Annotated in this window: 18 protein-coding genes; 12 read left to right on the top strand and 6 right to left on the bottom strand. The window is 70.0% G+C overall.

Annotated elements, in window-relative coordinates:
- The first annotated feature begins 6 nt into the window (after positions 1-6).
- Positions 7-798 carry a MerR family transcriptional regulator gene (locus FB561_RS29600; RefSeq protein WP_145812419.1) on the top strand — a complete coding sequence of 264 codons (792 nt, stop codon included), beginning with the start codon at positions 7-9 and terminating at the stop codon, positions 796-798.
- An 8-nt stretch (positions 799-806) separates the two neighbouring features.
- Here FB561_RS29600 and FB561_RS29595 read toward each other — a convergent pair whose 3' ends face one another.
- From FB561_RS29595 to FB561_RS29580, 4 genes are all read right to left on the bottom strand, one after another.
- Positions 807-1,430, bottom strand: a complete 624-nt coding sequence (locus FB561_RS29595; RefSeq protein WP_145812417.1) for a histidine phosphatase family protein — start codon at positions 1,428-1,430, stop codon at positions 807-809.
- A gap of 115 nt (positions 1,431-1,545) precedes the next feature.
- Entirely contained in the window at positions 1,546-2,121 is a 576-nt protein-coding gene (locus FB561_RS29590) for a hypothetical protein (RefSeq protein WP_145812416.1), read from the bottom strand.
- 24 nt (positions 2,122-2,145) lie between these two features.
- A complete protein-coding gene (locus FB561_RS29585) occupies positions 2,146-2,523 on the bottom strand; it encodes a hypothetical protein (protein ID WP_145812414.1) in 378 nt (125 codons plus the stop codon).
- A gap of 270 nt (positions 2,524-2,793) precedes the next feature.
- Positions 2,794-5,574: a S8 family serine peptidase gene (locus tag FB561_RS29580; protein ID WP_238335120.1), complete on the bottom strand. Its 2,781-nt coding sequence runs from the start codon at positions 5,572-5,574 to the stop codon at positions 2,794-2,796.
- A 956-nt stretch (positions 5,575-6,530) separates the two neighbouring features.
- Here FB561_RS29580 and FB561_RS29575 point away from each other — a divergent pair.
- The 10 genes from FB561_RS29575 to FB561_RS29525 all read left to right on the top strand — a co-directional run bounded on the left by FB561_RS29575 (position 6,531) and on the right by FB561_RS29525 (position 17,951).
- Complete coding sequence (locus tag FB561_RS29575; protein ID WP_145812411.1) at positions 6,531-7,622, top strand: hypothetical protein; 1,092 nt, start codon at positions 6,531-6,533, stop codon at positions 7,620-7,622.
- Positions 7,623-8,032: 410 nt separating this feature from the next.
- A complete protein-coding gene (locus FB561_RS29565) occupies positions 8,033-9,310 on the top strand; it encodes an ROK family transcriptional regulator (RefSeq protein WP_145813467.1) in 1,278 nt (425 codons plus the stop codon).
- Between the two features lie 46 nt (positions 9,311-9,356).
- Positions 9,357-10,865, top strand: a complete 1,509-nt coding sequence (locus tag FB561_RS29560) for a sugar ABC transporter ATP-binding protein (protein ID WP_238335119.1) — start codon at positions 9,357-9,359, stop codon at positions 10,863-10,865.
- On the top strand, positions 10,865-11,941 hold the full coding sequence (locus tag FB561_RS29555) for an ABC transporter permease (RefSeq protein WP_145812409.1): 1,077 nt from the start codon (positions 10,865-10,867) through the stop codon (positions 11,939-11,941). Before FB561_RS29560 ends, FB561_RS29555 begins: the two co-directional genes overlap by 1 nt.
- A 33-nt stretch (positions 11,942-11,974) precedes the next feature.
- Positions 11,975-13,030: a substrate-binding domain-containing protein gene (locus FB561_RS29550; protein ID WP_145812408.1), complete on the top strand. Its 1,056-nt coding sequence runs from the start codon at positions 11,975-11,977 to the stop codon at positions 13,028-13,030.
- A 22-nt stretch (positions 13,031-13,052) separates the two neighbouring features.
- Positions 13,053-14,216 (top strand): Gfo/Idh/MocA family protein, encoded by a 1,164-nt coding sequence (locus FB561_RS29545; protein WP_145812406.1) that lies wholly within the window; start codon positions 13,053-13,055, stop codon positions 14,214-14,216.
- On the top strand, positions 14,213-15,373 hold the full coding sequence (gene xylA, locus FB561_RS29540) for a xylose isomerase (RefSeq protein ID WP_145812405.1): 1,161 nt from the start codon (positions 14,213-14,215) through the stop codon (positions 15,371-15,373). The genes FB561_RS29545 and xylA overlap by 4 nt, the downstream gene beginning before the upstream one ends.
- A gap of 114 nt (positions 15,374-15,487) precedes the next feature.
- Positions 15,488-16,489 (top strand): sugar phosphate isomerase/epimerase family protein, encoded by a 1,002-nt coding sequence (locus FB561_RS29535; protein ID WP_145812403.1) that lies wholly within the window; start codon positions 15,488-15,490, stop codon positions 16,487-16,489.
- Between the two features lie 181 nt (positions 16,490-16,670).
- Positions 16,671-17,474, top strand: a complete 804-nt coding sequence (locus FB561_RS29530) for a GNAT family N-acetyltransferase (protein WP_238335118.1) — start codon at positions 16,671-16,673, stop codon at positions 17,472-17,474.
- A gap of 96 nt (positions 17,475-17,570) precedes the next feature.
- The gene (locus FB561_RS29525) at positions 17,571-17,951 is read left to right on the top strand and encodes a YciI family protein (RefSeq protein ID WP_238335209.1); all 381 of its coding nucleotides are present in this window, start codon (positions 17,571-17,573) and stop codon (positions 17,949-17,951) included.
- 17 nt (positions 17,952-17,968) lie between these two features.
- Here FB561_RS29525 and FB561_RS29520 read toward each other — a convergent pair whose 3' ends face one another.
- Entirely contained in the window at positions 17,969-18,769 is an 801-nt protein-coding gene (locus FB561_RS29520) for an SGNH/GDSL hydrolase family protein (protein ID WP_202880776.1), read from the bottom strand.
- A 30-nt stretch (positions 18,770-18,799) separates the two neighbouring features.
- Positions 18,800-19,396: a nitroreductase family protein gene (locus FB561_RS29515; RefSeq protein WP_145812400.1), complete on the bottom strand. Its 597-nt coding sequence runs from the start codon at positions 19,394-19,396 to the stop codon at positions 18,800-18,802.
- A gap of 103 nt (positions 19,397-19,499) precedes the next feature.
- Here FB561_RS29515 and FB561_RS29510 point away from each other — a divergent pair, with 103 nt between their 5' ends.
- Positions 19,500-22,559 carry a sacsin N-terminal ATP-binding-like domain-containing protein gene (locus FB561_RS29510; protein WP_145812398.1) on the top strand — a complete coding sequence of 1,020 codons (3,060 nt, stop codon included), beginning with the start codon at positions 19,500-19,502 and terminating at the stop codon, positions 22,557-22,559.
- Positions 22,560-22,583: the final 24 nt, after the last annotated feature.

Below are 22,583 nucleotides of genomic sequence, written 5' to 3'. Positions count from 1 at the left end.
GGACCCATGCTCACCATCAGCCAGTTGGCGTCCTACGCCGGAGTGACGGTGCGAGCCGTGCGGCACTACCACAAGATCGGCCTGCTGCCCGAGCCCGACCGCGATCACTCCGGCTACCGGGTGTACAACGCCGCCGCCGTCGTCCGGCTGATCCGGATCCACACCCTGGCGGCGGCCGGCGTACCGCTGGCCCGCGTCCACGAGCTCCTCGACGCGACCCCCGAGGAGTTCGCGGACGGCGTCCAAGAGATCGACAAGGCACTTCGCGCCGAGGTCCGGCGGCTGCAGGACACCCGGCGACGACTCGCCCGACTCGTCGCCGGGGAGCAGCTCGCGCTGCCGCCGAGTGTCGTGGGTTATCTGGACCGGCTGCGCGACCTCGGCCTGCAGGAGCGCTACATCGAGATGGAGCGCGACGCCTGGATCATGGTCGCGGCCCAGGTCCCGCACCTCGTCGACGAGGTGATCGCGTTGAAGCACGAAGGCCTGCGGCATCCGGACATGGTGAAGCTCTACGGGCTCGTCAACGAAGCACTCGACGCACCTCCGGACGACCCAAGAATCGTCGAGGCCGCGGACATTGTCGAACGCCTGATGATCGCGGCCGTCGAAGCCGGCGCGACAGGTGCCAGCGACCTCGACGACAAGGTGGTCGCCCTCCTGGACGCCGCCATGCTCGAAGCCGCCCCCAACGCCAAGCGACTGCTCGACATCCTCGAACAACGGGGCTGGAAAGGCTGGACCCGCATCGAGAAGACCCCCATGGATCGCCTCCCTGACAGCGACAACAGGGCTTGACGAATTGGTCAGACCCGGAGCTCAGCTGGGAACCCCGTCCAACGCAGCTGCTCAGGCAAGTGAGTCATGTCGTTGTACACGAGCACACCGGCAGGTTGATCCGGCGGATAGCGGATCACGGTCAGGGCGGCATTGCAGTGGGCAAGACCCAGCCACCGCCACCTGGGACCGTCGAGCGCGGCGCGGACGAGCCACGCGATGAGGAAGTTGTGCGTGACGACGAGCTGATGGTCGGGTAGGTCGCCGGGTACAGGACCGGTGAACAGCTCCATGGCTTCGCGAGCCAGTCCAGCCCCGGATTCCAGCTCGTCCGGGGGGACGCGATCGAGCCACGCCAGCAGGTACTCAGCTGACTCGGGCGGAAGCTCGTGTTCCTGCGGCAGACAAGGAATGTAGTCGCCAGCAGCTTCCGCTGAGCGAACCGGAACGCCTTCGAGTCGGTCGGCAATCAGCTGCGCGGTCTGTGCTGCGCGTGGCAGCGGACCGTGAGAGATCGCCGACAACGGGACGTCGCGGAGTCGATCACCGAGGAAGCCGGCCTGCTGACGACCGTTCTCGGACAAGGCGCTCTCGTCCGGCGTCGCCTCGCCATGTCGAGCGAGATAGAGGTAGCGAGTTGCAGATCCCGGCATGGCAGCAGCCTAGAGGCGGAAAGCCTCACCACACTTGGCGAAACTCGCTGGAAAGGGGTGAGTCCCCGGCGTCAGGGCGGAGCGCCGGGGACTCAGAAGGTGGCCCTCGCCGACATCAGCACTTGGAGATCTTCAGCGGCTTGCTCTGGTAGTAGCTGTAGTCGTAGCGGCTGAGTGAGATCGTCAGCGCGCTGACGATCGAGCCCTTGGCGCAGCCCCGACTGAGGGTGTGCGCTTGATGGGTCGGTGCTTTCCTGGTGCCGTCCCACCGGGCCAGGTCGAGCCTGGTGCCGAACCTGACGTCACCGATGATGTGGGTCAGCGTCACCTTGTTGGCGCACCCTTTCACGTCCCACGTCACCACTGACTGCAGTCGGCGGCCACTGATGAGCGAGGGCTTGCTCGCCGTCCCCTTGATGTCGCAACTCGCGATCCTCCCCACCACTTCGACCGCGTTCTCGTACTCGGTGACTTCTAGGACGCCACCGGGTACCGGCTTCGACACGGTGCTCAGCACTGCGCCGCTCGGTGGCGATGTCCGCGGGGCGGCGGCAATCTCACTTGTGGTCGTCGGCGAGGATTCGCTCGCGCCGGCGGGAGGAGCTCCCAGGCCGACCGAGAGCAGCAGGGCTCCGGCGACGGCCAGTGTGTCTCGACGTACTCGGCGGCTGCGTGATTCTGCGTTGTGCATGTCAGCTCTCCTTCGGACGTCGGGTCAGCAGCTGATCTTGACCTTGTTGCTGTTGCGCCTGAGCTCCACCGCTGTCCCGTCCGCGGCCGAAAAGAGGACGGTGGCGTACGCCCGATACGTACCGGGGCGGCATCTCCCGACCTTGTAGTTCACGCCGTAGCCACCACCACCCGGCGGGAAGTTCCGGAACTCCTCCCAGGCGTTGGCGACAGGTCCCTCCACCCAGAATCCGATGGAGGCCTTGCCGCCGCAGTTGGACGTCAACCGGAAGCCGGCCCGGACCGTGTTGTTCGACGCGACCCGATAGGGGTCGGTGAACGTCAGTCCGGCCTTGCAGTCGGCCGGTCCAGCGATCTCTGCTGCCGGTTCCTCTGGAGCCGCTGTCGCGGCCGGCGAAGACACCGTCGCCCCCAGCGCGGCGACGGTGACAAGACTGCTTGTCAGGACAGCCAATCGTCGCTGTCGTGAGGATCTCAGCCATCTCGGTACCAGCACAGAACTCACCTCTCCTTGTCGAAGACCGGAACGAGCGAGTGACCTGCGGTCCTTTACCAGCGTCCTGACGGCTGCGTCGCGGCACTGCCCGTACCGGAGCCCGTACCGGCGCAGGGCATCAAAAAGAGGGGTCCCCGGCTCCTGAAGGAACCGGGGACCCCTGTGAAGGTTCGAGCGTCAGCTGACCGTGAAGGCCTTGGCGGGGCTGACGCCCGTGGCGTGGTCGCCGTCGTCCTGGAAGACCACCCGGTAGGTGTAGCTCGCGCGGGCCGTGGGCTTGATGGCGAAGCCGTAGTTGCCCGTCGAGTTCAGCTTGGTCGACGTGATCGTCGTCCAGGTCGAACCGGTCGACCGCTGCAGGTACACCGTGGAGCCGGCGTGCTGCGGGCGGACGTAGCCGTAGAAGGTGGTGGACTGGCCGAGCTTGATCGCGGTCGCGGTGAGGTTGGCCGTGAGCGTCGGGCGGACGTCCACCGTCCAGTTGCCGGTGCGCGAGCCCAGCAACTGCGGCGAACCGTTGTAGCCCCACGCGAACACCGTGGAGTACAGCGGCTGGTAGGTCACGCTGTAGGTGCCGCCGGCGGTCGTCGTGACGCGGGTGATCTCACGCCAGGTCGAGCTGTTCTTGTTGCGGCCGTACAGCGAGACCAGGACACCGCCGAGCGGTTCCTTGGTGTCCACGCGGACGACGCTGCCGGTGAGCGTGACCTTGCCGCCGTAGTTCAGCGCGGTCGCGTTGGCCGTCATCGTCGGGTACGTGCCGGTCAGCTGCGCCTGGACCGACGAGCTCCACTTGCCGCTGCGGTCCTTGACCCACGCGCGGACCGCGTAGCTCGTGGCGTTCGCGAGACCGGTCGCGGTCGCGCTCGACGCCGTGCCGCCGTACACCGAGGTGCCGGTGTTCGGCGCGGACGGCGGGGTGGTACCGGCGTTGCGGCGGACGACGACCTGGTCGAGATCGGTGATCCCCGGCAGTGTCCACTTCATCGTCGCGGTCCCGTACTGACCGGCGACGGTGAAGTTGGTGATCGGCGCCGGCGCGGCGTCGACGGTCCGGAAGAAGACGAGGTACGAGCCCGGCATGGTCGCGCCGGTCGTGTCCTTCACCGCACCGACGACCACGCGGTACGGCGTGTTGTCCTGCAGCGTCGCGGTCGGGTCGACGGTGAGCTTCTTCGTCGCGGCGTCATAGCTCGGCGCGCTCGGGACGACGGCGCCGGTCTTGCCGTGCAGCAGCCGGACCGTCGAGGTGGTCACGCTGGCCGGGTCGAGGTCCCGCTCGAACGTCACCGACGGCGACGCGGTCTGCGCCACTCCCGACGCGAGGTCGGCCGGAGCGGTGTCGCGGACCCAGTAGCGGTCACCGGACAGCGAACCACCGGCGCCGGTGTTGGCGACGGCCAGCGTGTACGGCCGGCTGTCGCGGGAGCCGTTGTAGTTGGTCACCTTGAAGTACGAGGTCCCGGCGGGCAGCGTGAGCTGGGCCCGCTCGGTACCGAAACCGTCGTCGGCGAACGCGATCAGCTTCAGCTGGCCGTCGTACACCCGGAGCACAGGGTCGACGTTCTGTGCCCTGTTCGCGTCGTCGTACGTGGGCGGCGTCAGCGTGATCACGACGTTGCGCGCGGCGGGGGAGTACGCGGAGTACCAGTCCTCCTCGCCCTCGGTGCCGATCGCGCCCGTGATCGACAGGCTCGCCATCGCGGTCGCGCGGGCGGGGACGTCGTTGCCGTCGGGCCCGGCCGCCCAGAACTCGGGCGCCCAGGTCGCGCCGAGTGCGTTCGCGGCGTCGAGGATGCCGGCGCCGTAGTACAGGTCGGCACCCCGCGGACCCGCGTCCCGGGCGGTCGCCTTGAGCTGCGCCTCGACCTGCGCGGGCGTCCAGCTCGGGTACTTGTTCCGCAGCATCGCGGCCACGCCGGCGACCATCGGCGCCGAGAACGAGGTGCCGCTGCCACCCCAGTACGGGAGGTAGTCGGGGTCGGTGAGCGCGCGCGGACCGGTGGAGAGGATGTTCCAGCCGGGCGCGGCGATGTCGACGGTGTCGCCCCACGAGCTGAACGTCGTCAGCGCGCCGTTGTTGTCGGTCGCGCCGACCGAGATCGTCTCCGGGAACGCCGCCGGGTAGTTCGGCGTGCTGTCGTAGTCGTTGCCGGAGGACGCGACCACGACGATGCCCTTGGCAACGGCCTTCTTCACCGCGTCGTGCATGACCGCGTTGTACGAGGCGCCGCCGAGCGACATGTTGATCACCCGGGCACCGTGCGACGCGGCCCAGTTGATCCCGGCGACGACGCTGGAGTCGCTGCCCCGGCCGTGGTCGTCGAGGACCTTGACCGGCAGGATCTTGGCGTTCCAGGCGACGCCGGCGATCCCGCGGGCGTTGTTGGTGTTCGCGGCGATGATACCGGCCACCATGGTGCCGTGACCGCGGTCGTCGTTCGCGTTGGTGGAGCCGTTGAACGCGTTGTACCCCGTGTAGACGCGACCGCTGAGCTCCGGGTGACCGCCGTCGACGCCGGTGTCGAGCACCGCGACCGTCTGCGCCCCGGCCGTCTTGGACAGGTCCCAGGCCTGCGGCATCCGGATCGTCGACAGGTACCCCTGGTCGACGCGGTAGTACTCGTCGTTCGGCGTCGCGGCCGCCTTGCGGACATAGTTGAGCGAGGCAAGCTCGACGCTCGGCTCGGCCCGCAACTTCTTCAGCAGGTCGGGCGCGTTGTCGTTGCTGCTCACGGTGACGTAGTCGCTGGTCGCGAGCGTCGCGGCCTGCCGGCTGTTGTGCTTCGCGAGCACGGTGCTCCGCGCGGCGGCAGAAGCCTTCGCGGAGAACTTCACCAGCACGGTGTGCGGATCGTAGGCGTCGGCAACCTTCGCGGCCGTCGGGCTCTTGCGAGCCTCGACCGGGAAAGCATTCCGGTACGGCCCGGGCTCAGCCGCCGAAACGGAAGAACCCACGACCGTCACCAAGCCGGCCGCGACCAACGCCGCGGGCAGGCCCAGCTTCAGTAGATAGGACGGGCGGACAGACAAAACGACCCCCCCAGGGTCTCAGAGTGACATGGTGTCGGCGGGAGTATGTCAGAACCGCCCGACAGAAAAAGCCCCGAACCGATGTCAATAGCTGCAACCTCCAGCACACCTTCCCCACCCAACCCCCAACCCGTGGTACCCGAACCCACCCAACCAGCAAGAAGCGCGGTACCGAAGGCACCTGGTCCGGGGCGCGGGGTTGGTTGGCGGGTATCCGGGATGCGTAGCGGGTAGCCGGTTTGCGTACTCTGCGTTACTTGTTCGATCTTCTCGGTTGCACCATCGGGGTGGTTGGGTGGGCCCGGGGGATTTGGGTTCCGCAGGTGTCATTCAAGCGTGTGAATTCTGCTGGTGTAGTTCCGGGTTTCGTGTTGAGGGGTTGAGGTTTGGGGCCCGGCCGTGGTTACTGACCGGTCGGTGTTTGCGGTGTGGAGTCGGGTGGGTGCTGTTGGTGGGTGAGTGTTAAGGGAGCGTTCGGAAATTCGCTGAGAGTGATCCGTGACCCGGGTCGTCAGGCACGCTAAGTGACGAAACGGAGAGAGGATGATTGCGCTGCGCGAAAATCGTGCGGCCCGGCGTGACCTGCGGAGGTTCACTCTGGTCGCACCCCCTGCGGGCATGGCACGATCGGCCACCGGGGAAACGTCATCAGGGGGCGACGAATGGCGAAAGCCAAACGGGCGAACCATCGCGACGGCACGGATGCGTCGCAGGTGCCGGTGAACGGGACGGTCGAAGGACCGGGACCGGATACCGCCGGCCGACGCGCCGACGTGCCACCCGACCATCACGCTACCGGCACGAACGGTCACTCCGGACCACACGGCCAGATCGGACCGAACGGCTTGCAAGCGCAGAACACCGATCCCCATCCCGAACCCGTGCCGCACGGTCTGCCTGGTGGACCGACCGGATGGCACGGCCAGAACGGGGTCCCGCAGATCCAGGGCACCGAACGCCGCCCGCTCAGCGAGGACGAGAGGTCCGGCGACACACAGCCGGCAACCGACGCCACGCAGAACGACGCGACCGACAACGGCGCCACGCAGAACGGCGTTACCGACGAGGCCGCGACGGATGCGGCAACCGACGCGGCGGAAGACAAGCGCGGTGCCGCAGCGGATGACCGGCAGGCGGACGACGCCGGCTGGCGCGACGGCGAACCGGTCGGCGAGATCCGCTGGCAACCAGCCCCCGCCGGCGGTCAACGCGGCACCGGTAGTCAACGCGGCGCCGGTACCCCGCGGGCTGGTGCGCTCGGCTCGAACGGACGCAAAGTTCCCGCTGGGCAGGGGCGCGCCGCAGTGGGCGGCGCAGCTGCTGGATCGGCGGCGGAGGCAAACGCCGGGAACCCGTCGCAGCAGCAGGGAGCGAAGGACGCCGACACGTCGGCGGAAGACGAGTCCGAGGCTGGGATCTGGGCTCGGGAGGCTGCCGCGCGGTTCGAGCAGTTCAGCGTCGGGCGGGCTCGGTCCAGTCAGCCTGTGCAGCCCGCTGGGTTCGGGATGCCGGTCAAGGTCGACGAGATCGCCGTCGCGGCTCGGGCGTTGTCCGACGACCTCGCCGCCACGACGAAGGAACTCTCGACCTCGGTGGAGTCGCAGCAGTTCCGGCGGGAGCTTGATGTTGCCGCGGAGACCATTCGTGCGTTGGCCGGTGAGCTCGAGTCGACGGCCGGGAACCTGATCCGGTTGGCGGCCGCGGAGGAGCAGAGGTGCTCGGTGGTCTGGGGGATCTGCCCCGAGCACGGTCTCACCCTGATGAACGCCGGTGAGACCGTGACCTGCCACGTGCTCGGGTGCTACCAGCAGTACGCCGGTCCGATCGAGCGGTGTACGCAACCCGTTGCCTACAAGGTGGTCGACGTCGCGGGACCGGCGTTGCTGACGTGTTCCGGGCACGCGATCGCTTGCCGGCTGCACCTGGACGGCGCCGTCATCACCCTGGCGTCCGACAGCCTCGAGGTGCTCTGACCCGAAGCTCGGCGCGGCGGGGCGGACGTCGGTGACCGGCGACAACATCCGGCCGCCGTCGCTCGTCACCCGAAGCAAGTATCCCGACGAGCACGCCGTGCCGTCCCCGTCGAGCGCGCGGATCTCAAACCCCTGCGGTGCACCAGCCCGCCACATCGGCTCACCGAGCCGTCGATGAGCGGACCCCAGATTCCCGCGATCACGCATGGCTGGTAGCCGATGCCGTGGCCGTCGCAATCGGCCTGGTCCTGCTGAAGAAACTTGGTCGCGACGTCTTGACGGCCGGTGGGGGCTTACTTAGTTTGTTGGCTCAACAGACGAAGTCTGTGACTGGCATCACATAGTGGTCCCTCTTTCACTTTCTGTGCGACGGGACCGTTCTCCGGGCGGGGGAGAAGGGGGTGGGCTGGATGCTGACCGAGGGCCGTCGGCCGGGCACCGGAACGGGTGCCGCCGACCACGTCTCGCTGCGGCGCAACAACCTCTCCGTCGTCCTTCGTCACGTCCGCGCCGCCGGCCCGAGATCGCGGGCCCGGATCGCCGCCGAGACCGGGCTCAACAAGGCCACCGTGTCCAGCCTGGTCGCCGAACTCGTCGAGCGCGGCCTGCTCCGCGAGGGCCAGGCCGAGTCCGAGCGCGGCACCCTCGGCCGGCCCGGTCAGCTCGTCGAGCTCGACGGCACCCGGGTCTGCGGAGTCGGCGCCGAGATCAACGTGGACTACCTGGCCGTGGCCGCCCTCGACCTGAGCGGCGACGTGGTCACCGAACGCCGGGTCCCGCTCGACGTGGCCCACCTCGACCCGGCCGTCACCCTCGACCAACTCGCCGAGCTGATCCGTGCGGCCGTCGCCGCCGTTGCCGAGCGCAACGGCCTGACCGCCGGGGTCACGCTCGCCGTCCCGGGCCTGGTGCAGAGTACGACGGGATCGTTGAAGCTGGCCCCGAACCTGGGCTGGTCCGAGGTCCCGGTGGTCGACGAGATGCGCGCCCGCCTCGGCGCCCCGGCGTACCCGGTCCGGGTGGACAACGAGGCGAACCTGGCCGCGCTCGCGGCGTACTCGGAACTGAAGAAGGACGCGGACACCAAGGCCGACGACATCATGTTGCTCACCGGGGCGATCGGCGTCGGCGGCGGGATGGTTGCCGGCGGCCACCTTCTGCGCGGTGGGCACGGGTTCAGCGGCGAGGTCGGGCACATGCCGGTCGCGCCGTCGGGCGGGATCTGCGGTTGCGGCCGGACCGGGTGCTGGGAGACCGTGGTCGGCCTGACCGCGTTGCTCAACAAGGCGACCGACCCGGACGACCCGGTCCGCGATCCGTCCCTCGACGTCGAGCAGCGGCTGGCCGAGATCACCCGGCGAGCCGAGGCCGGGGCGTCACGGACGTTGCGCGCGCTCGCCGACGTCGGGACCTGGCTCGGCATCGGCGGCGCGATCCTGGTGAACGTCCTCAACCCCGACGTGCTGGTTCTCGGCGGGTACTTCGCGGTGCTCGGGCCGTGGCTCAAGGAACCGCTGGAGAACGCGATCCGGGACCGCGTGATCGCGCCCGAGGGTGGCGGGTGCCGGGTGGTGCAGTCGACGCTCGGGTTCGCCGCGGCGGTCCGGGGCGGGGCGCAGATCTCGCTGGACCAGGTGTTCCACGACCCGACCTTGATCGGCCGGGACACGAGCGGAGTGGCGCAGTGACCGAAGGCAGGACGCGGTGAGCGAGCAACGCGGGAGGGGTGGCGGTGTGACGAACGACGAACTGCTGCGGATGAGCGGCATCGTCAAGGAGTTCCCGGGGGTCCGGGCGCTCGACGGGGTGGACCTGGACGTCCGCCGGGGCGAGGTGCACTGCCTGCTCGGCCAGAACGGGGCCGGCAAGTCCACGCTGATCCGGGTGCTCACCGGCGCCCATCAGCCGGACAGCGGCACGATCGTTGTGAATGGCCACGAGGTGCGCCTGGCCAGCCCGACCGCCGCGATCAATCTCGGCATCGCGGCGATCTACCAGGAACTCGACCTGGTCCCGGATCTCACCGTCGCCGAGAACGTGTTCCTCGGCCACGAGCCGGCCCGGTTCGGTTTCAGCCGGCGGCACGAGACGACCGCGAAGGCGCGGGCCCTGCTCACCGGTCTCGGGCACGGCGAGATCCCGGCCGGTCGTGCGGTCGGGCTGTTGCCGGCCGCGGGTCAGCAGGTCGTCAGCATGGCGCGGGCGTTGTCCCGCGACGCCCAGCTGATCGTGATGGACGAACCGTCGGCCGTGCTCGATCCCGAGGAGGTGGCGAACCTGTTCCGGGTGATCCGGGACCTCACCTCCCGTGGTGTCGCCGTCGTCTACATCTCGCACCGGCTGGAGGAGATCCGCGAGATCGGCGACCGGGTCACCGTGCTCAAGGACGGCGCCACCGTCGCGACCGGCCTGGACGCGCGGGAGACACCGACGGCCGAGCTGATCCGGTTGATGACCGGGCGCTCGATCGAGTACGTGTTCCCGCGCCGGGCCGAGATCCCGACCACGGCGCCGACCGTGCTCGACGTCCAGGACCTGACCCGGCCGGGCGAGTTCGCGGACATCTCGTTCGCGGTCCGCGCGGGCGAGATCGTCGGGCTCGCCGGGCTGGTCGGATCCGGCCGGTCGGAGATCCTCGAGACCGTGTACGGCGCACGCAAGGCGGCCACCGGATCGGTCACGGTCGACGGCGTACCGCTGAAGCCCGGTCGGGTCCAGGCGGCCGTTCGGGCCGGGGTCGGACTCGCGCCGGAGGAACGCAAGAGCCAGGCGTTGTTGCTCGACGAGGCCGTCTACAAGAACATCACCGTGTCCACGATGCAGCGGTTCGCGAGTGGTGGATTCCTTCGCGGCCGGGCCGAGAAGGACGCCGCCGAGGAACTCACCAAGGCCCTCGACGTCCGGCCGGCCGGTGTCGAGCACCCGGTCCGGAACCTGTCCGGCGGCAACCAGCAGAAGGTAGTCCTGGCGCGGTGGTTGTTGCGTGACTGCCGGGTCCTGCTGCTGGACGAGCCGACCCGTGGCGTCGATGTGGGCGCGCGGTCCGAGATCTACGCGCTGGTGCGCAAGCTGGCCGCGAACGGGGTCGCGATCGTCCTGGTGTCCAGCGAGGTCGAGGAGGTGCTCGGTCTGGCCGACCGGGTCGTGGTGATGCGGGAGGGGCGGGCCGTGCACACCGGTCCCGCGCAGGAGATCGACGAACACCGGGTCCTGGACCTGGTGATGGAAGGAAGTGCCGTGTGATGAGTGAGGATGTCGCACGATCCGAGCCCTCGGCGACGCCGGAGTCGGGCACCGCCTCGACCCAGGCGACCACCCGCCAACCGGGCGCGGCGCCCGGACGCGCGAGCGGCGTGGCCGGGCTGCTCCGCACCGGGATGGGCCGCAACCTCGGCCTGGTGGTCGCGTTGGTGCTGCTCTGCCTGGTCGGCGTGATCACGGCCGGGGACACGTTCGCGACCGGGGCCAACGTGCTGACGATCCTGCGGCTGGCCGCCGTCATCGGGGTGGTCAGCATCGGGATGACGTTCGTCATCACCGGCGGCGGGATCGACCTGTCGGTCGGCGCGATGGTCGCGCTGGCGAGCGTCTGGGCGACCACGCTGGCGACCCAGCAGATGGCGGCCGACTTCCACTGGATCCTGATGGTCAGTACGGCGCTGCTGGTGGGTGCCGCGTGTGGGCTGGTGAACGGCCTGCTGATTGCCTACGGCAAGGTCGTGCCGTTCATCGCCACCCTCGCGATGCTGGCCGCGGCCCGCGGTCTGGCCGAGATCATCTCCGACCGGAAGACCCAGATCATCACGGTCAACTCCTTCGGCGACTTCTTCGGCGGCTCGTTTCTAGGGGTCCCGGTGCTGGTGTGGATGTTCGTGATCGTGGCGGCGCTCGGCTGGGTGCTGCTCAACCGGACCACGTTCGGCCGCCGGACGTTCGCGGTCGGCGGCAACGCCGAGGCGGCGCGGCTGGCCGGGATCAAGGTCCAGCGGCACACCGTCGCGCTGTACGTCCTCGCCGGGCTGTGCTGCGGGATCGCGGCCGTCATGCTGATGGCCCGCACCACCACCGGTAGCTCGACCCACGGCCAGCTGTACGAGCTGGACGCGATCGCGGCCGTCGTGATCGGCGGCACGCTGCTGTCCGGCGGCCGCGGAACGATCGTCGGCACCGTCTTCGGCGTGCTGATCTTCACCACGCTGAACAACGTCTTCACCCTCAACAACCTGTCCATCTCCGCCCAGTCGGTGGCGAAGGGCCTGATCATCGTGATCGCGGTCCTCCTCCAGCAACGCCTGGCCGCCCGCGCCACCACTCCGTAGTTGTCGAACAGCGAAAGCACATTGGAGGACACCATGTCCGCACGTCCCGCCCGGTTCCTGAAAGCCGCCGGCCTGGTCGGCCTGACCTCGCTGGCCCTGATCGCCTGTACCAGCAACACCCCGGAGGCGGAGAAGTCCGAGCCGGCCACCTCGCAGGCCGCCGGAGGTGCCGGTGGCGGCAACGACGAACCCGGCCAGAAGGTCAAGATCGGGTTCTCCGCGCCGGCCGCCGACCACGGCTGGATGGGGGCCATCACCAAGGCCACCCAGGCCGAGGCGAAGAAGTACCCCGACGTCGAGCTGGTGGTGGCCGAGGGCACCAACGACGTGAACCTGCAGATCAGCCAGGTGGAGACCTTCATCAACCAGAAGGTCGACGCGATCGTGCTGCTGCCGTTCGACGGCGCGGCGCTCACCCCGGTCGCCACCAAGGCGATGGAGGCCGGCATCCCGGTGGTGAACGTCGACCGCGAGTTCGACAGCACGTTCGCCGCCCGGACCACGATCCTCGGTGACAACAAGGGCATGGGCATCTCGGCCGGCACCTATGTCTGCCAGGAGATGAAGGGCAAGAAGGACGCGGTGATCGCCGAGATCGCCGGGATCGACTCGCTGCCGCTGACCCAGGCCCGCAGCCAGGGCTTCAAGGAGGCGCTGGCCGACTGCGGCCTGAAGGTGAACAACCGCGTCGCCGCCGAGTTCACCGTCGAGTCCGGCGAGAAGGCCGCGGCCAACCTGTTGCAGGCGGCCCCTAAGATCGACGCGATCTGGAACCACGACGACGACCAGGGGGTCGGCGTGATGGCGGCGATCAAGAACTCGGGCCGCAAGGAGTTCTTCGTCGTCGGTGGGGCCGGCTCGGCGAACGTGATGCGTGACATCAAGGCCGGCAACACGCTGATGCGGGCGACCGTCATCTACCCGTCCACCCAGGGCGCGGACGGGGTCCGGCTGGCCCGGCTGCTGGTGCAGAAGAAGGCCCTCGGCGACCTGGTGGAGGTCGAGGTGCCGCGCACGGTCCAGCTGTACGCGCCGGTCGTCACCAAGGACAACGTCGACCAGTACCTGCCCACCGCCTTCGAGAGCTGACAAAGGAAAGGGAACACACCGGATGACGAATCTGGGCATCGGCCTGATCGGGTACGCCTTCATGGGCGCCGCCCACTCGCAAGCCTGGCGGAGCGCGCCGCGGTTCTTCGAGCTGCCGCTCCACCCGGACCTGAACGTGCTCTGCGGCCGCGACGCCGAGGCGGTGACCGCGGCCGCGGACCGGCTCGGCTGGAAGGAGACCGAGACGGACTGGCGCAAGCTGCTGCAGCGCGACGACGTGGATCTCGTCGACGTCTGTACGCCGGGTGACAGTCACGCCGAGATCGCGATCGCCGCGCTCGAGGCGGGCAAGCACGTGCTCTGCGAGAAGCCCTTGGCGAACACGGTCGCGGAGGCCGAGGCGATGACCGCGGCCGCCGACGCCGCGGCCGCCAAGGGGATCAGGTCGATGGTCGGGTTCACCTACCGCCGGGTGCCGGCGATCGGGCTGGCCCGCAAGCTGGTGGCCGACGGCAGGATCGGGACGATCCGGCACGTCCGCGCGCAGTACCTGCAGGACTGGATCGCCGATCCGGAGGCGCCGCTGTCGTGGCGGCTGGACAAGGAGAAGGCCGGCTCCGGCGCGCTCGGCGACATCGGCGCGCACATCGTCGACCTGACCCAGTTCATCACCGGTGAGCGGATCACCGAGGTCAGCGGGCAGCTGGAGACGTTCGTCAAGGAGCGGCCCAAGGCGGCGGCGCACAGCGGTCTGTCCGGGACCGCGAGCGCCGAACGCGGCCCCGTCACCGTCGACGACGCCGCGGTGTTCATCAGTAGGTTCAGCGGTGGCGCCGTCGGCGTCTTCGAGGCGACCCGGTTCGCGACCGGCCGGAAGAACGCGATCCGGATCGAGATCAACGGCAGCGCCAGCAGCCTGTCCTTCGACTTCGAGGACATGAACCTGCTGCACTACTACGACGCGAACGAGGACCCGGAGACGGCCGGCTTCCGGCGGATCCTGGCCACCGAGCCGGTGCACCCGTACGTCGGGGCCTGGTGGCCCCCGGGGCACCTGCTCGGCTACGAGCACGGTTTCACCCATCAAGTGGTCGACCTGATCGCGGCGATCGCCGAGGGCAAGGACCCGGCACCGTCGTTCGCGGACGGCCTGCAGGTCCAGCGTGTGCTGGCCGCCGTCGAGGACAGCTCGGCCACTCGTCAATGGCAGGAGATTCCCGGATGACCGCTCGCACCCCCAGCAAGGCGGACAAGTTCTCGTTCGGGCTGTGGACCGTTGGCTGGGAAGGTGTCGACGTGTTCGGTACCGCGGTCCGGCCGCCGCTCGACCCGGTGCTCGCGGTGGAGAAGCTGGCCGAGCTCGGTGCCGCGGCCGTGTCCTTCCACGACGACGACCTGGTCCCCGACGACAGCCGCCGGCAGCAGGTGCTGGAGCGGTTCGGCAAGGCGCTGGCCGAGACCGGGATGGTGGTCGAGATGGCCACCACGAACCTGTTCGCGCATCCCGTGTTCAAGGACGGCGGCCTGACAGCGAACGACCGGCAGGTCCGGCGGTACGCGCTGGCGAAGGTGTTGCGCAACGTCGACCTGGCCGCCGAGCTCGGGGCGAAGACGTACGTGCTCTGGGGTGGCCGGGAGGGGGCGGAGTCCGGTGGTTCGAAGGACGTGAACGCCGCCCTCGACCGGTACAAGGAGTCGATGGACCTGCTCACCACGTACGTCCGGGAGCAGGGGTACGACCTGCGGTTCGCGTTGGAGCCGAAGCCGAACGAGCCGCGTGGCGACATCCTGCTGCCGAGCATCGGGCACGCGATCGCGTTCATCAACGATCTGGAGCACCCGGAGCTGGTCGGGATCAACCCGGAGATCGGCCACGAGCAGATGGCCGGGCTGAACTACGCGCACGGGATCGCGCAGGCGCTGTGGCACGGCAAGCTGTTCCACATCGACCTGAACGGCCAGCACGGGCCGCGGTTCGACCAGGACCTGCGCTTCGGCGCCGGCAACCTGCGCGAAGCGTTCTGGACCGTGGACGTGCTGCTCGGCGGGACCGGCGGGCCGGCCTACGACGGGTACGTGCACTTCGACTACAAGCCGCCGCGGACCGAGGACCTCGACGGGGTCTGGGAGACCGCGCGGGGCTGTATGCGCAACTATCTGATCCTGCGTGAGAAGGCGCGGGCTTTCCGGGCCGACCCGGAGGTCGCCGAGGCGCTGGCCGCGGCGAAGGTCGGTGAGCTCGGCGAACCGACGCTGGCCGCGGGAGAGTCGCTCGACGACCTGCGCGCTGCGACGTACGACCCGGACGCGCTGGCCGCCCGGGGACTGGGGTTCGAACGCCTGGACCAGTTGGCGATGGAACACCTGCTGGGCGTTCGTTAGCACCACCTCCCGCGCAGGGCAGAGCACGGGAGCCGCAGTAGCTGAACAGCAGTACCAGGGCCGTGCCGCCCCAGCCGGCGACCGTGGTACCGATCGACGAAGGAGTGGACCGTCATGGCTCGACCGATCACCCTGTTCACCGGCCAGTGGGCCGACCTGCCGTTCGAGGAGGTGGCCCGGCTCGCGTCCGAGTGGGGGTACGACGGCCTGGAGATCGCCTGCTGGGGTGACCACCTGGACGTCCGCAGGGCCGCCGAGGACGACGCGTACGTCCGGAACCGGCAGGAGATCCTGGCGAAGTACAACCTGAAGGTCTGGACGATCTCGAACCACCTGCTCGGCCAGGCGGTCTGCGACGACCCGATCGACCAGCGGCACCAGGCGATCCTGCCCGCGCACATCTGGGCCGACGGCGATCCGGAGGGCGTCCGGCGGCGGGCGGCCGAGGAGATGGGTCTGACCGCCCGGGCCGCGCGCCGACTCGGCGTCGACGTGGTGGTCGGCTTCACCGGGTCGGCGATCTGGAAGACGGTGGCGATGTTCCCGCCGGTCCCGCCGGCGATGATCGACGCCGGGTACGCCGACTTCGCCGACCGGTGGAACCCGATCCTCGACGTGTTCGACGAGGTGGGGGTGAGGTTCGCGCACGAGGTGCACCCGTCGGAGATCGCCTACGACTACTGGTCGACCGCGCGGACGCTGGAGGCGATCGGGCATCGCGCGGCGTTCGGGCTGAACTGGGACCCGAGCCACTTCGTCTGGCAGGACCTCGACCCGGTCGGCTTCCTGTGGGACTTCAAGGAGCGGATCTACCACGTCGACTGCAAGGACGCGAAACGCCAGGTGGGCAACGGCCGGAACGGGCGGATGGGGTCGCACCTGGCCTGGGGCGACCCGCGCCGGGGCTGGGACTTCGTCTCGACCGGTCACGGTGACGTGCCGTGGGAGGCGTGTTTCCGGATGCTCAACACGATCGGTTACACCGGCCCGATCTCGGTCGAGTGGGAGGACGCCGGGATGGACCGGCTGGTGGGCGCGGCCGAGGCGGTCCAGTTCGTCCGCTCCCTCGCGTTCGACCCGCCGACGGCGTCCTTCGACGCGGCCTTCTCCTCCTGAGCTCTGCCCGCTCGGCTGGGACCCTGTGGTGCTGGGGCACTGTCCTGCTCCCAGCACCACAGGCGCTCCGTCGTGGCCGATGTCAAGATCCGTGACCTGGCTCCGACTTCCGTGGTGAAGACCAGGCGCGTTGGCTGGGAAATGTGATGCGTGGGATCTGGCCGCGTGTCAGAGTTCGGGCGTGACCGAGACTACGGGTTCTGGGCGGGCGGCCGAGTTGCTGGCGGCGTACGACGGGCAACTGCGAGGTGGGGCCGAGGCTTCCACCGTGCCTTCGAGTACGGATGGGCCGGTGATCCGGGTCGAGTACCCGCAGCGGGGGTTCGTCAGCTATCGCTCGCTCGACGGGGTCGAGGGCGACGAGCTGGACGCCCTGATCGCGCGGCAACGGGACTTCTTCGCCGAGCGCGGGATGTCGGTGGAGTGGAAGACGCGCGGGCACGACCTGCCGGCGGATCTGCCGGAGCGGTTGAGCGCGGCCGGGTTCGTCCCGGAGGACCGGGAGACCGTCCTGGTCGCCGAGAGCGCCGACATCGTGCAGCGGCTGCAGGGGCGGGAATCGGTCGAAGGGATCGCTCTCCGGCTCGTCACGGAGCGCGCCGACTTCGAGCGGATCGCGGCGATGGAGTCCGCGGTGTGGGGTGAGGACTGGTCCTGGCTCGCCGACGACCTGGTCCGGCGGCAGGAGACCGGGCTGACCGACGTCTATGTCGCGGAGGCCGACGGGCAGGTAGTTTCGGCCGCGTGGGCCGTCTACAAGAAGGACACCGAGTTCACCGGGCTCTGGGGTGGCTCCACGCTGGCCGAGTGGCGGGGCCGGGGGATCTACAAGGCGCTCGTCGCCGTCCGCGCCGCGCGCGCGGTCGAGCTGGGCTACCGGTACCTGCACGTCGACGCGTCGGACGACAGCTCGCCGATCCTGCAGCGGCTCGGGTTCCGCGCCGTCACCACGACCACGCCGTACGTGTTCACCCCCGCCTCCTGACCGGGACCGTGTCGAGAACGCGGGGACGGCTCCGACGTTGCCGATGAAACAGGCGCCGGGGTGGTGCCGGGATCAGAAGGAGCGGCCGTGAAGTACATGATCTTGATGCACGCGAACAAGTTGGCGTGGGACGCGATGCCCACCACCTGGTCGCAGGAGGACCTGAAGGTGATGGTCGAGTGCATGCACGAACTCAACCGGGAGCTGCAGGACTCGGGGGAGCTGGTGGAGGCCCGCGGACTGAGCGGGCCGGACCAGATGAAGACGGTGCAGGCACAGGAGGACGGCGAGCCGATCGTCACCGACGGCCCGTTCAGCGAGACCAAGGAGGTGCTCGCCGGGTACTGGGTGGTCGACGTCGCCGACGAGCAGCGGGCGCTGGACCTCGCGCTCCGGATCTCCAGGACGCCGGGCCCGGGTGGCCGGCCGGTGAACCAGGCGGTCGAGGTGCACCCCGAAGGCGTCGCGCCGGTCTGAGGAGCGGCCGGGCGCGGTCAGGGCAGGTCGCGGAGCCGGGCGACGACGAGCTCGGCGACCGCGGCCATGCCGGCCGCCGTCGGGTGGTAGGGGGCGCCGCCGCCGAGGAAGGACGGGCGGAGGCTGAAGCCCGTCGTCCACGGTTCGGCCGAACCGACGGCGTGGTCCTTGCTGATCGCCGACGCGGTGACCAGTTCGGCGCCCGTCTGGGCGGCCGCCTTCGCGAACGCGGCCGCCAGGCCCTCGGCCATCATGACGACGCTGGGCAGCTGCTCCTCGTTCAGCGGTACGTCGAGGCGCGGGCGGGTGGCCGGGCCGATGACGGTGAGGTAGTCGACCAGCAGGACCCGGCAGTGCGGGGCACGCTCGCGGGTCCGCTCGACGATCTCGGCCAGCCCGGCCGTCGCCGCGGCGTACGCGGACTCGTCCTTGAGGTAGCTGACCCGGGCCCGGATCCGGTTCGCGGCCCGGCGGCCGAACACGGTAGCCGGGAGCGCGAGTGTGTTCATCAGGCTGCCGCGGGTGAGCGAGCCGATGTACTCGAGGTCGTTGCCGCCGGCCGTGATCGTGACCAGCTCGGTCTCCGGGCCGACCGCCTCCAGTTGCGGCGGCGCCTCGTCCTGGCCGTCGCGGAGAATCGTGGCCGTCGTCGCCCCGGAATACGTGACGTCGACCAGGTCGAGCCCGAGCTCGGCGGCGACCAGGTGCGGGTAGTTGCGACCGGACCGGGCCGCGGGGCGATCGACGACGGGCTGGATTCCGGGTCCCGCGGCGAACGAGCTGCCGAGAGCGACATAGCGACTGCCAGGTGAGATCACAGGCTCAACCGTAGCGGCGTCACCCCGTGCTCAGGAGGACCAGCGGCCGCGGTGGACGAGCGAGGACGACGACTTGCGGCGCTTGGTGAGATCGCGGGGCGGTTCGTCCGAGTACCCGAGCGAGACGGCGCCGATCGGGTTGAAGTGGTCCGGCACCTCGAAGGCCTCGCGGTACGCCGGGATGCGGTCGACCGGGAGTCCGAAGAAGCAGGCGCCGAGCCCGGTGTCGACCGCGGTCTGCAGGATCAGCAGGGCCGACATCCCGGCGTCGATGTCCCAGTACGGCACCGGCCACCAGTCCTCGGACCGGTCGGTGAAGCCCTTGTCGGGCTCGGCGTACCGGTCGAGGTAGGCGTCCTTGTTCGAGTGCACCACGATCAGCAACGGCGCTTGGACGTTGGCGGCGAGCCAGTTCTCCGCGTCCTGCTCCGGTGTCGCCGCGGTCCGGAACCGCGCGATGTCGTCCTGGTTGTCGAGCACCAGGTACCCGAAACCCTGCGAGAACCCGGCCGACGGAGCGCGGACCGCGTTCGCCAGAATCCGCTCGACGATCTCCTCGGGCACCGGCCGCTCGACGTCGTACTTCCGCACCATCCGCCGCCGTCGCACCACATCCTGGAACTCCATCTCGTCAACCTAGTGCCCCGCCGTCGGCCGGCCCGGACTCGGCGTGTCGTCGCCGGAAGTCGCCGGGTGGGTGGCCAATGCGGGGACGGACTAGGCTCGGCGGGTGGATGACGTGTTCGGGACTGCGGTGGTCAGGGAGCGGGTTCTCGCCGGATGGGCGGCGGCCCCGGTGCGGTTCCGGGAGGACGCGAACGCCGAGGAGGATCTCGCCCTCGGTGGGTACCTCGACCGCGTCGTCGTCGAGCTGGCGCAGAACGCGGCCGACGCCGCGGTCCGGGAGGGCGTCCCCGGGCGGGTGCGGTTCTCGTACCGAAACGGGACGCTCGTGGTCGCGAACACCGGCACCCCGTTGTCGGCCGACGGCGTGGAGTCGCTGGCCACGTTGCGCGCCTCGGCGAAGCGGGACGAGGCGGAGAGCGCGGTCGGGCGGTTCGGGGTCGGGTTCTCGGCCGTTCTCGCGGTGACCGACGAGCCGGTGATCCTGTCGCGGACCGGTGGGGTCCGGTTCTCCCGGGCCGACACGGCGGCGACGATCGCGGAGCTTGGTTCGGCCGGGTTGGACACCGAGGTCCGGCGACGCGGTGGTCAGGTCCCGGTCCTGCGGCTGCCGTTCCCGGCGGAGGGGGAGCCGCCGGCGGGATTCGACACCGCGGTGATCCTGCCGCTGCGCGACGACGCCGCGGCCGAGCTGGTCCGGCGGTTGCTGGCCGAGGCGGACGATGCGCTGTTGCTCGCGTTGCCGGGACTGACGCGGATCGAGCTCGAGGTCGACGGGGAGGAGGTCCGGGTCCTCGAGGACGCGGAGTCGCGGTGGTTCGTGCACCGGGTCGGGGGAGCGTTCGACGAGGGGGAGCGGGAGCGGTTGCTCGCGGATCGTCCGGTGGAGGAACGGGCGCGGCCGTCCTGGTCGGTGCTCTGGGCCTTGCCGCGCGATCCGGGGACCGAGGTTCCGCGGACGGTGCACGCGCCGACGCCGACCGACGAGCCGTTGTCGCTCAATGCGTTGCTGTTGGCAACTTTTCCGCTGGACCCGGCCCGGCGGCATGTCGCCAAGGGGCCGCTGACCGATCGCCTGGTCCAGGAGGCCGCCCGCGCGTACGCGGAGCTGCTCCGCCTGCGAGCCGAGTCCGACGCAGCACCCCTGCAGGACGCGGCCGGCAATCCTCGGTCGGCCGATCTGCCGCCCATTGCCGCCGTCCGGTTCGACGTCTTGCCGTTGGTACCGACCGGGCTGGCGGCCGGCGCGCTGGACGGTGCGTTGCGGGACGCGATCCTCGGCGAGCTGCCGGGGACGCCGTTGCTGACCTCCGTTGAGGACGGGACCCTGCTGAGGCCCCGCGATGCCGTCGTCGTCGAAGGTGCCGACGAGGCCTTCACCGCCGTCCTCGCCCCCATCGTCGGCGGGTTGGTGCGGTCGCGCCGTCAGGACCGGGTGGCCCTGGACGCCTTGCGGGTCAGGCGGTTGGAGCTCGCCGAGCTGATCGATCAGCTCGGCGCGGTCGCGGAGCACCGGCCGCCTCAGTGGTGGCGGGAGACGTACGCCGCGCTGTCCGGGATGGTGACGGACCCGCTGATCCGCGAGTCGCTCGGCACGTTGCCGGTGCCGCTCGCCGACGGCCGGTTGGTACGCGGAGCCAGGGGAGTCCTGCTGCCCGGGCGCGAGCTGCCGAGCGACGTGCTGGCGACCTTCGGCGAGTACGGCGTGCGTGTGGTGCACCCCGACGCGGTCCACCCGTCGCTCGAACGCCTCGGCGCACTCGCCGCGACGCCGCGCACGCTGCTCGAGGACAGCGCGGTCCGGACCGCCGTCGAGCACTCCAACGACGCCGACGACCCGGACGTGATCGCCGAGGCGGTGCTGGGTGTGATCGCGGTCGACCCCTCCCAGGCCGACGGACTCTGGTGGCTCTCCGACCTCGTACTGCGCGACGCCGACGGCGACCTGGTGCCCGCGAACGCGCTCGTGATCCCCGGGTCTGCGGCCGAGGCGATCCTGGACCAGGACGAGGTGGCCCCGATCGAGCGCGCCCTCGTCGATCGGTACGGCGTGCAGGCGTTGACCGCGGTCGGCGTGCTCGACGAACTCGCCGTGGTGGCCGCGTCGGACGTGGCACTGGACGAACTCCCCGAGGCGCTCGCCGATCTGGACGGGATCGAGGACTGGGCGGACGACGTCGCGCCGGACGGATCCCGGTACGGCGCGACGATCGGCGAGCTGGCCGCGATCCGGGACCTGGACTGGATCCGCGAGGACGCCTGGCCGCGGGTCCTGGAGCTCTTCGGATCGTCGCCCGACGCACGTCGGGCCCTGGTCGGTCAGGTCCGTGTGGTCGGGCCGGACGACCGCGCGCTCGGCGTCCCGTCGTACGCGGCCTGGTGGATCCGCGATCGCGTGCTGCTCGACGACGGCGAGCCGCTGGCCGGGCGGGCGGACCCGGAGGTGGATCCGATCCTGGCCGCGTTCCTGGATCCGGCGCCGGAGTGGACCGCGCGGCTGGATCCCGAGGTCCGGACGGCGGTCGGCCTGGTCCGGACGGTCGCGGACCTGGACGTGGACGGCGTCGGGCACCTGCTGGACCGTCTCGCCGAGCCGGGCAGGGACGTCGAGGAGAGCGCAGTCCTGCGTCTGTGGGCGCAGCTCGGGACGCTCACCGTGTTCCCGGACAGCGCCCCGGAGTCGGTCCGGGTGCTCGGCGACGACGAACGCACCAGGGTCGTCGCGGCCGCCGACGCGGTCGTCGCGGATGCGCCGATGTGGTTGCAGCGTGAGGATCTCGGCGGCTTCGTCGTGGCGTCGGGCGCGGCCGCGGACGGGCTGAGCGACCTGTTCGAGGTACCGCTGGCCACCGAGGCGGCGGCGGGCAAGATCGAGACCGAGGGCACGCCGGCGGACGTCCCGGCGATCGTCCGCGAACTGGTCCCCGAGGTGCCTCGGACCTGGTGGGAACACGAGGAACTGCTGGTGGACGGCGTCGATGTGTCGTGGTGGGTCGACGAGAACGGAGAACCGCACGCGGCCACCTTCAACGGCCTCGCCAAGGCGCTCGCGTGGTCCGCGGGGCAGTGGTCCCAGCGGCACGTCATCCTCGCCGTCCTCAGCGACCCTTCCCGGGCCTCGGAGCTGCTGATCGACACCACCTTCGACACCCCGTCGGCGGGCTGAACCCAGTTCGTTGCGCAACGCAAC

The sequence above is a fragment of the Kribbella amoyensis genome, assembly GCF_007828865.1.
Taxonomy (GTDB): domain Bacteria; phylum Actinomycetota; class Actinomycetes; order Propionibacteriales; family Kribbellaceae; genus Kribbella; species Kribbella amoyensis.
The sequence above is the reverse complement of the archived record's forward strand: the minus strand, read 5'-3'. Positions and strand labels throughout refer to the sequence as shown.

Excerpts from the sequence above, each read along its gene's own strand:
- FB561_RS29600 (WP_145812419.1), top strand. The coding sequence starts at position 7 with ATGCTCACCATCAGCCAGTTGGCGTCCTACGCCGGAGTGACGGTGCGA.
- FB561_RS29595 (WP_145812417.1), bottom strand. The coding sequence starts at position 1,430 with ATGCCGGGATCTGCAACTCGCTACCTCTATCTCGCTCGACATGGCGAG.
- FB561_RS29590 (WP_145812416.1), bottom strand. The coding sequence starts at position 2,121 with ATGCACAACGCAGAATCACGCAGCCGCCGAGTACGTCGAGACACACTG.
- FB561_RS29565 (WP_145813467.1), top strand. The coding sequence starts at position 8,033 with ATGCTGACCGAGGGCCGTCGGCCGGGCACCGGAACGGGTGCCGCCGAC.
- FB561_RS29555 (WP_145812409.1), top strand. The coding sequence starts at position 10,865 with ATGAGTGAGGATGTCGCACGATCCGAGCCCTCGGCGACGCCGGAGTCG.
- FB561_RS29550 (WP_145812408.1), top strand. The coding sequence starts at position 11,975 with ATGTCCGCACGTCCCGCCCGGTTCCTGAAAGCCGCCGGCCTGGTCGGC.
- FB561_RS29545 (WP_145812406.1), top strand. The coding sequence starts at position 13,053 with ATGACGAATCTGGGCATCGGCCTGATCGGGTACGCCTTCATGGGCGCC.
- xylA (WP_145812405.1), top strand. The coding sequence starts at position 14,213 with ATGACCGCTCGCACCCCCAGCAAGGCGGACAAGTTCTCGTTCGGGCTG.
- FB561_RS29535 (WP_145812403.1), top strand. The coding sequence starts at position 15,488 with ATGGCTCGACCGATCACCCTGTTCACCGGCCAGTGGGCCGACCTGCCG.
- FB561_RS29525 (WP_238335209.1), top strand. The coding sequence starts at position 17,571 with ATGATCTTGATGCACGCGAACAAGTTGGCGTGGGACGCGATGCCCACC.
- FB561_RS29515 (WP_145812400.1), bottom strand. The coding sequence starts at position 19,396 with ATGGAGTTCCAGGATGTGGTGCGACGGCGGCGGATGGTGCGGAAGTAC.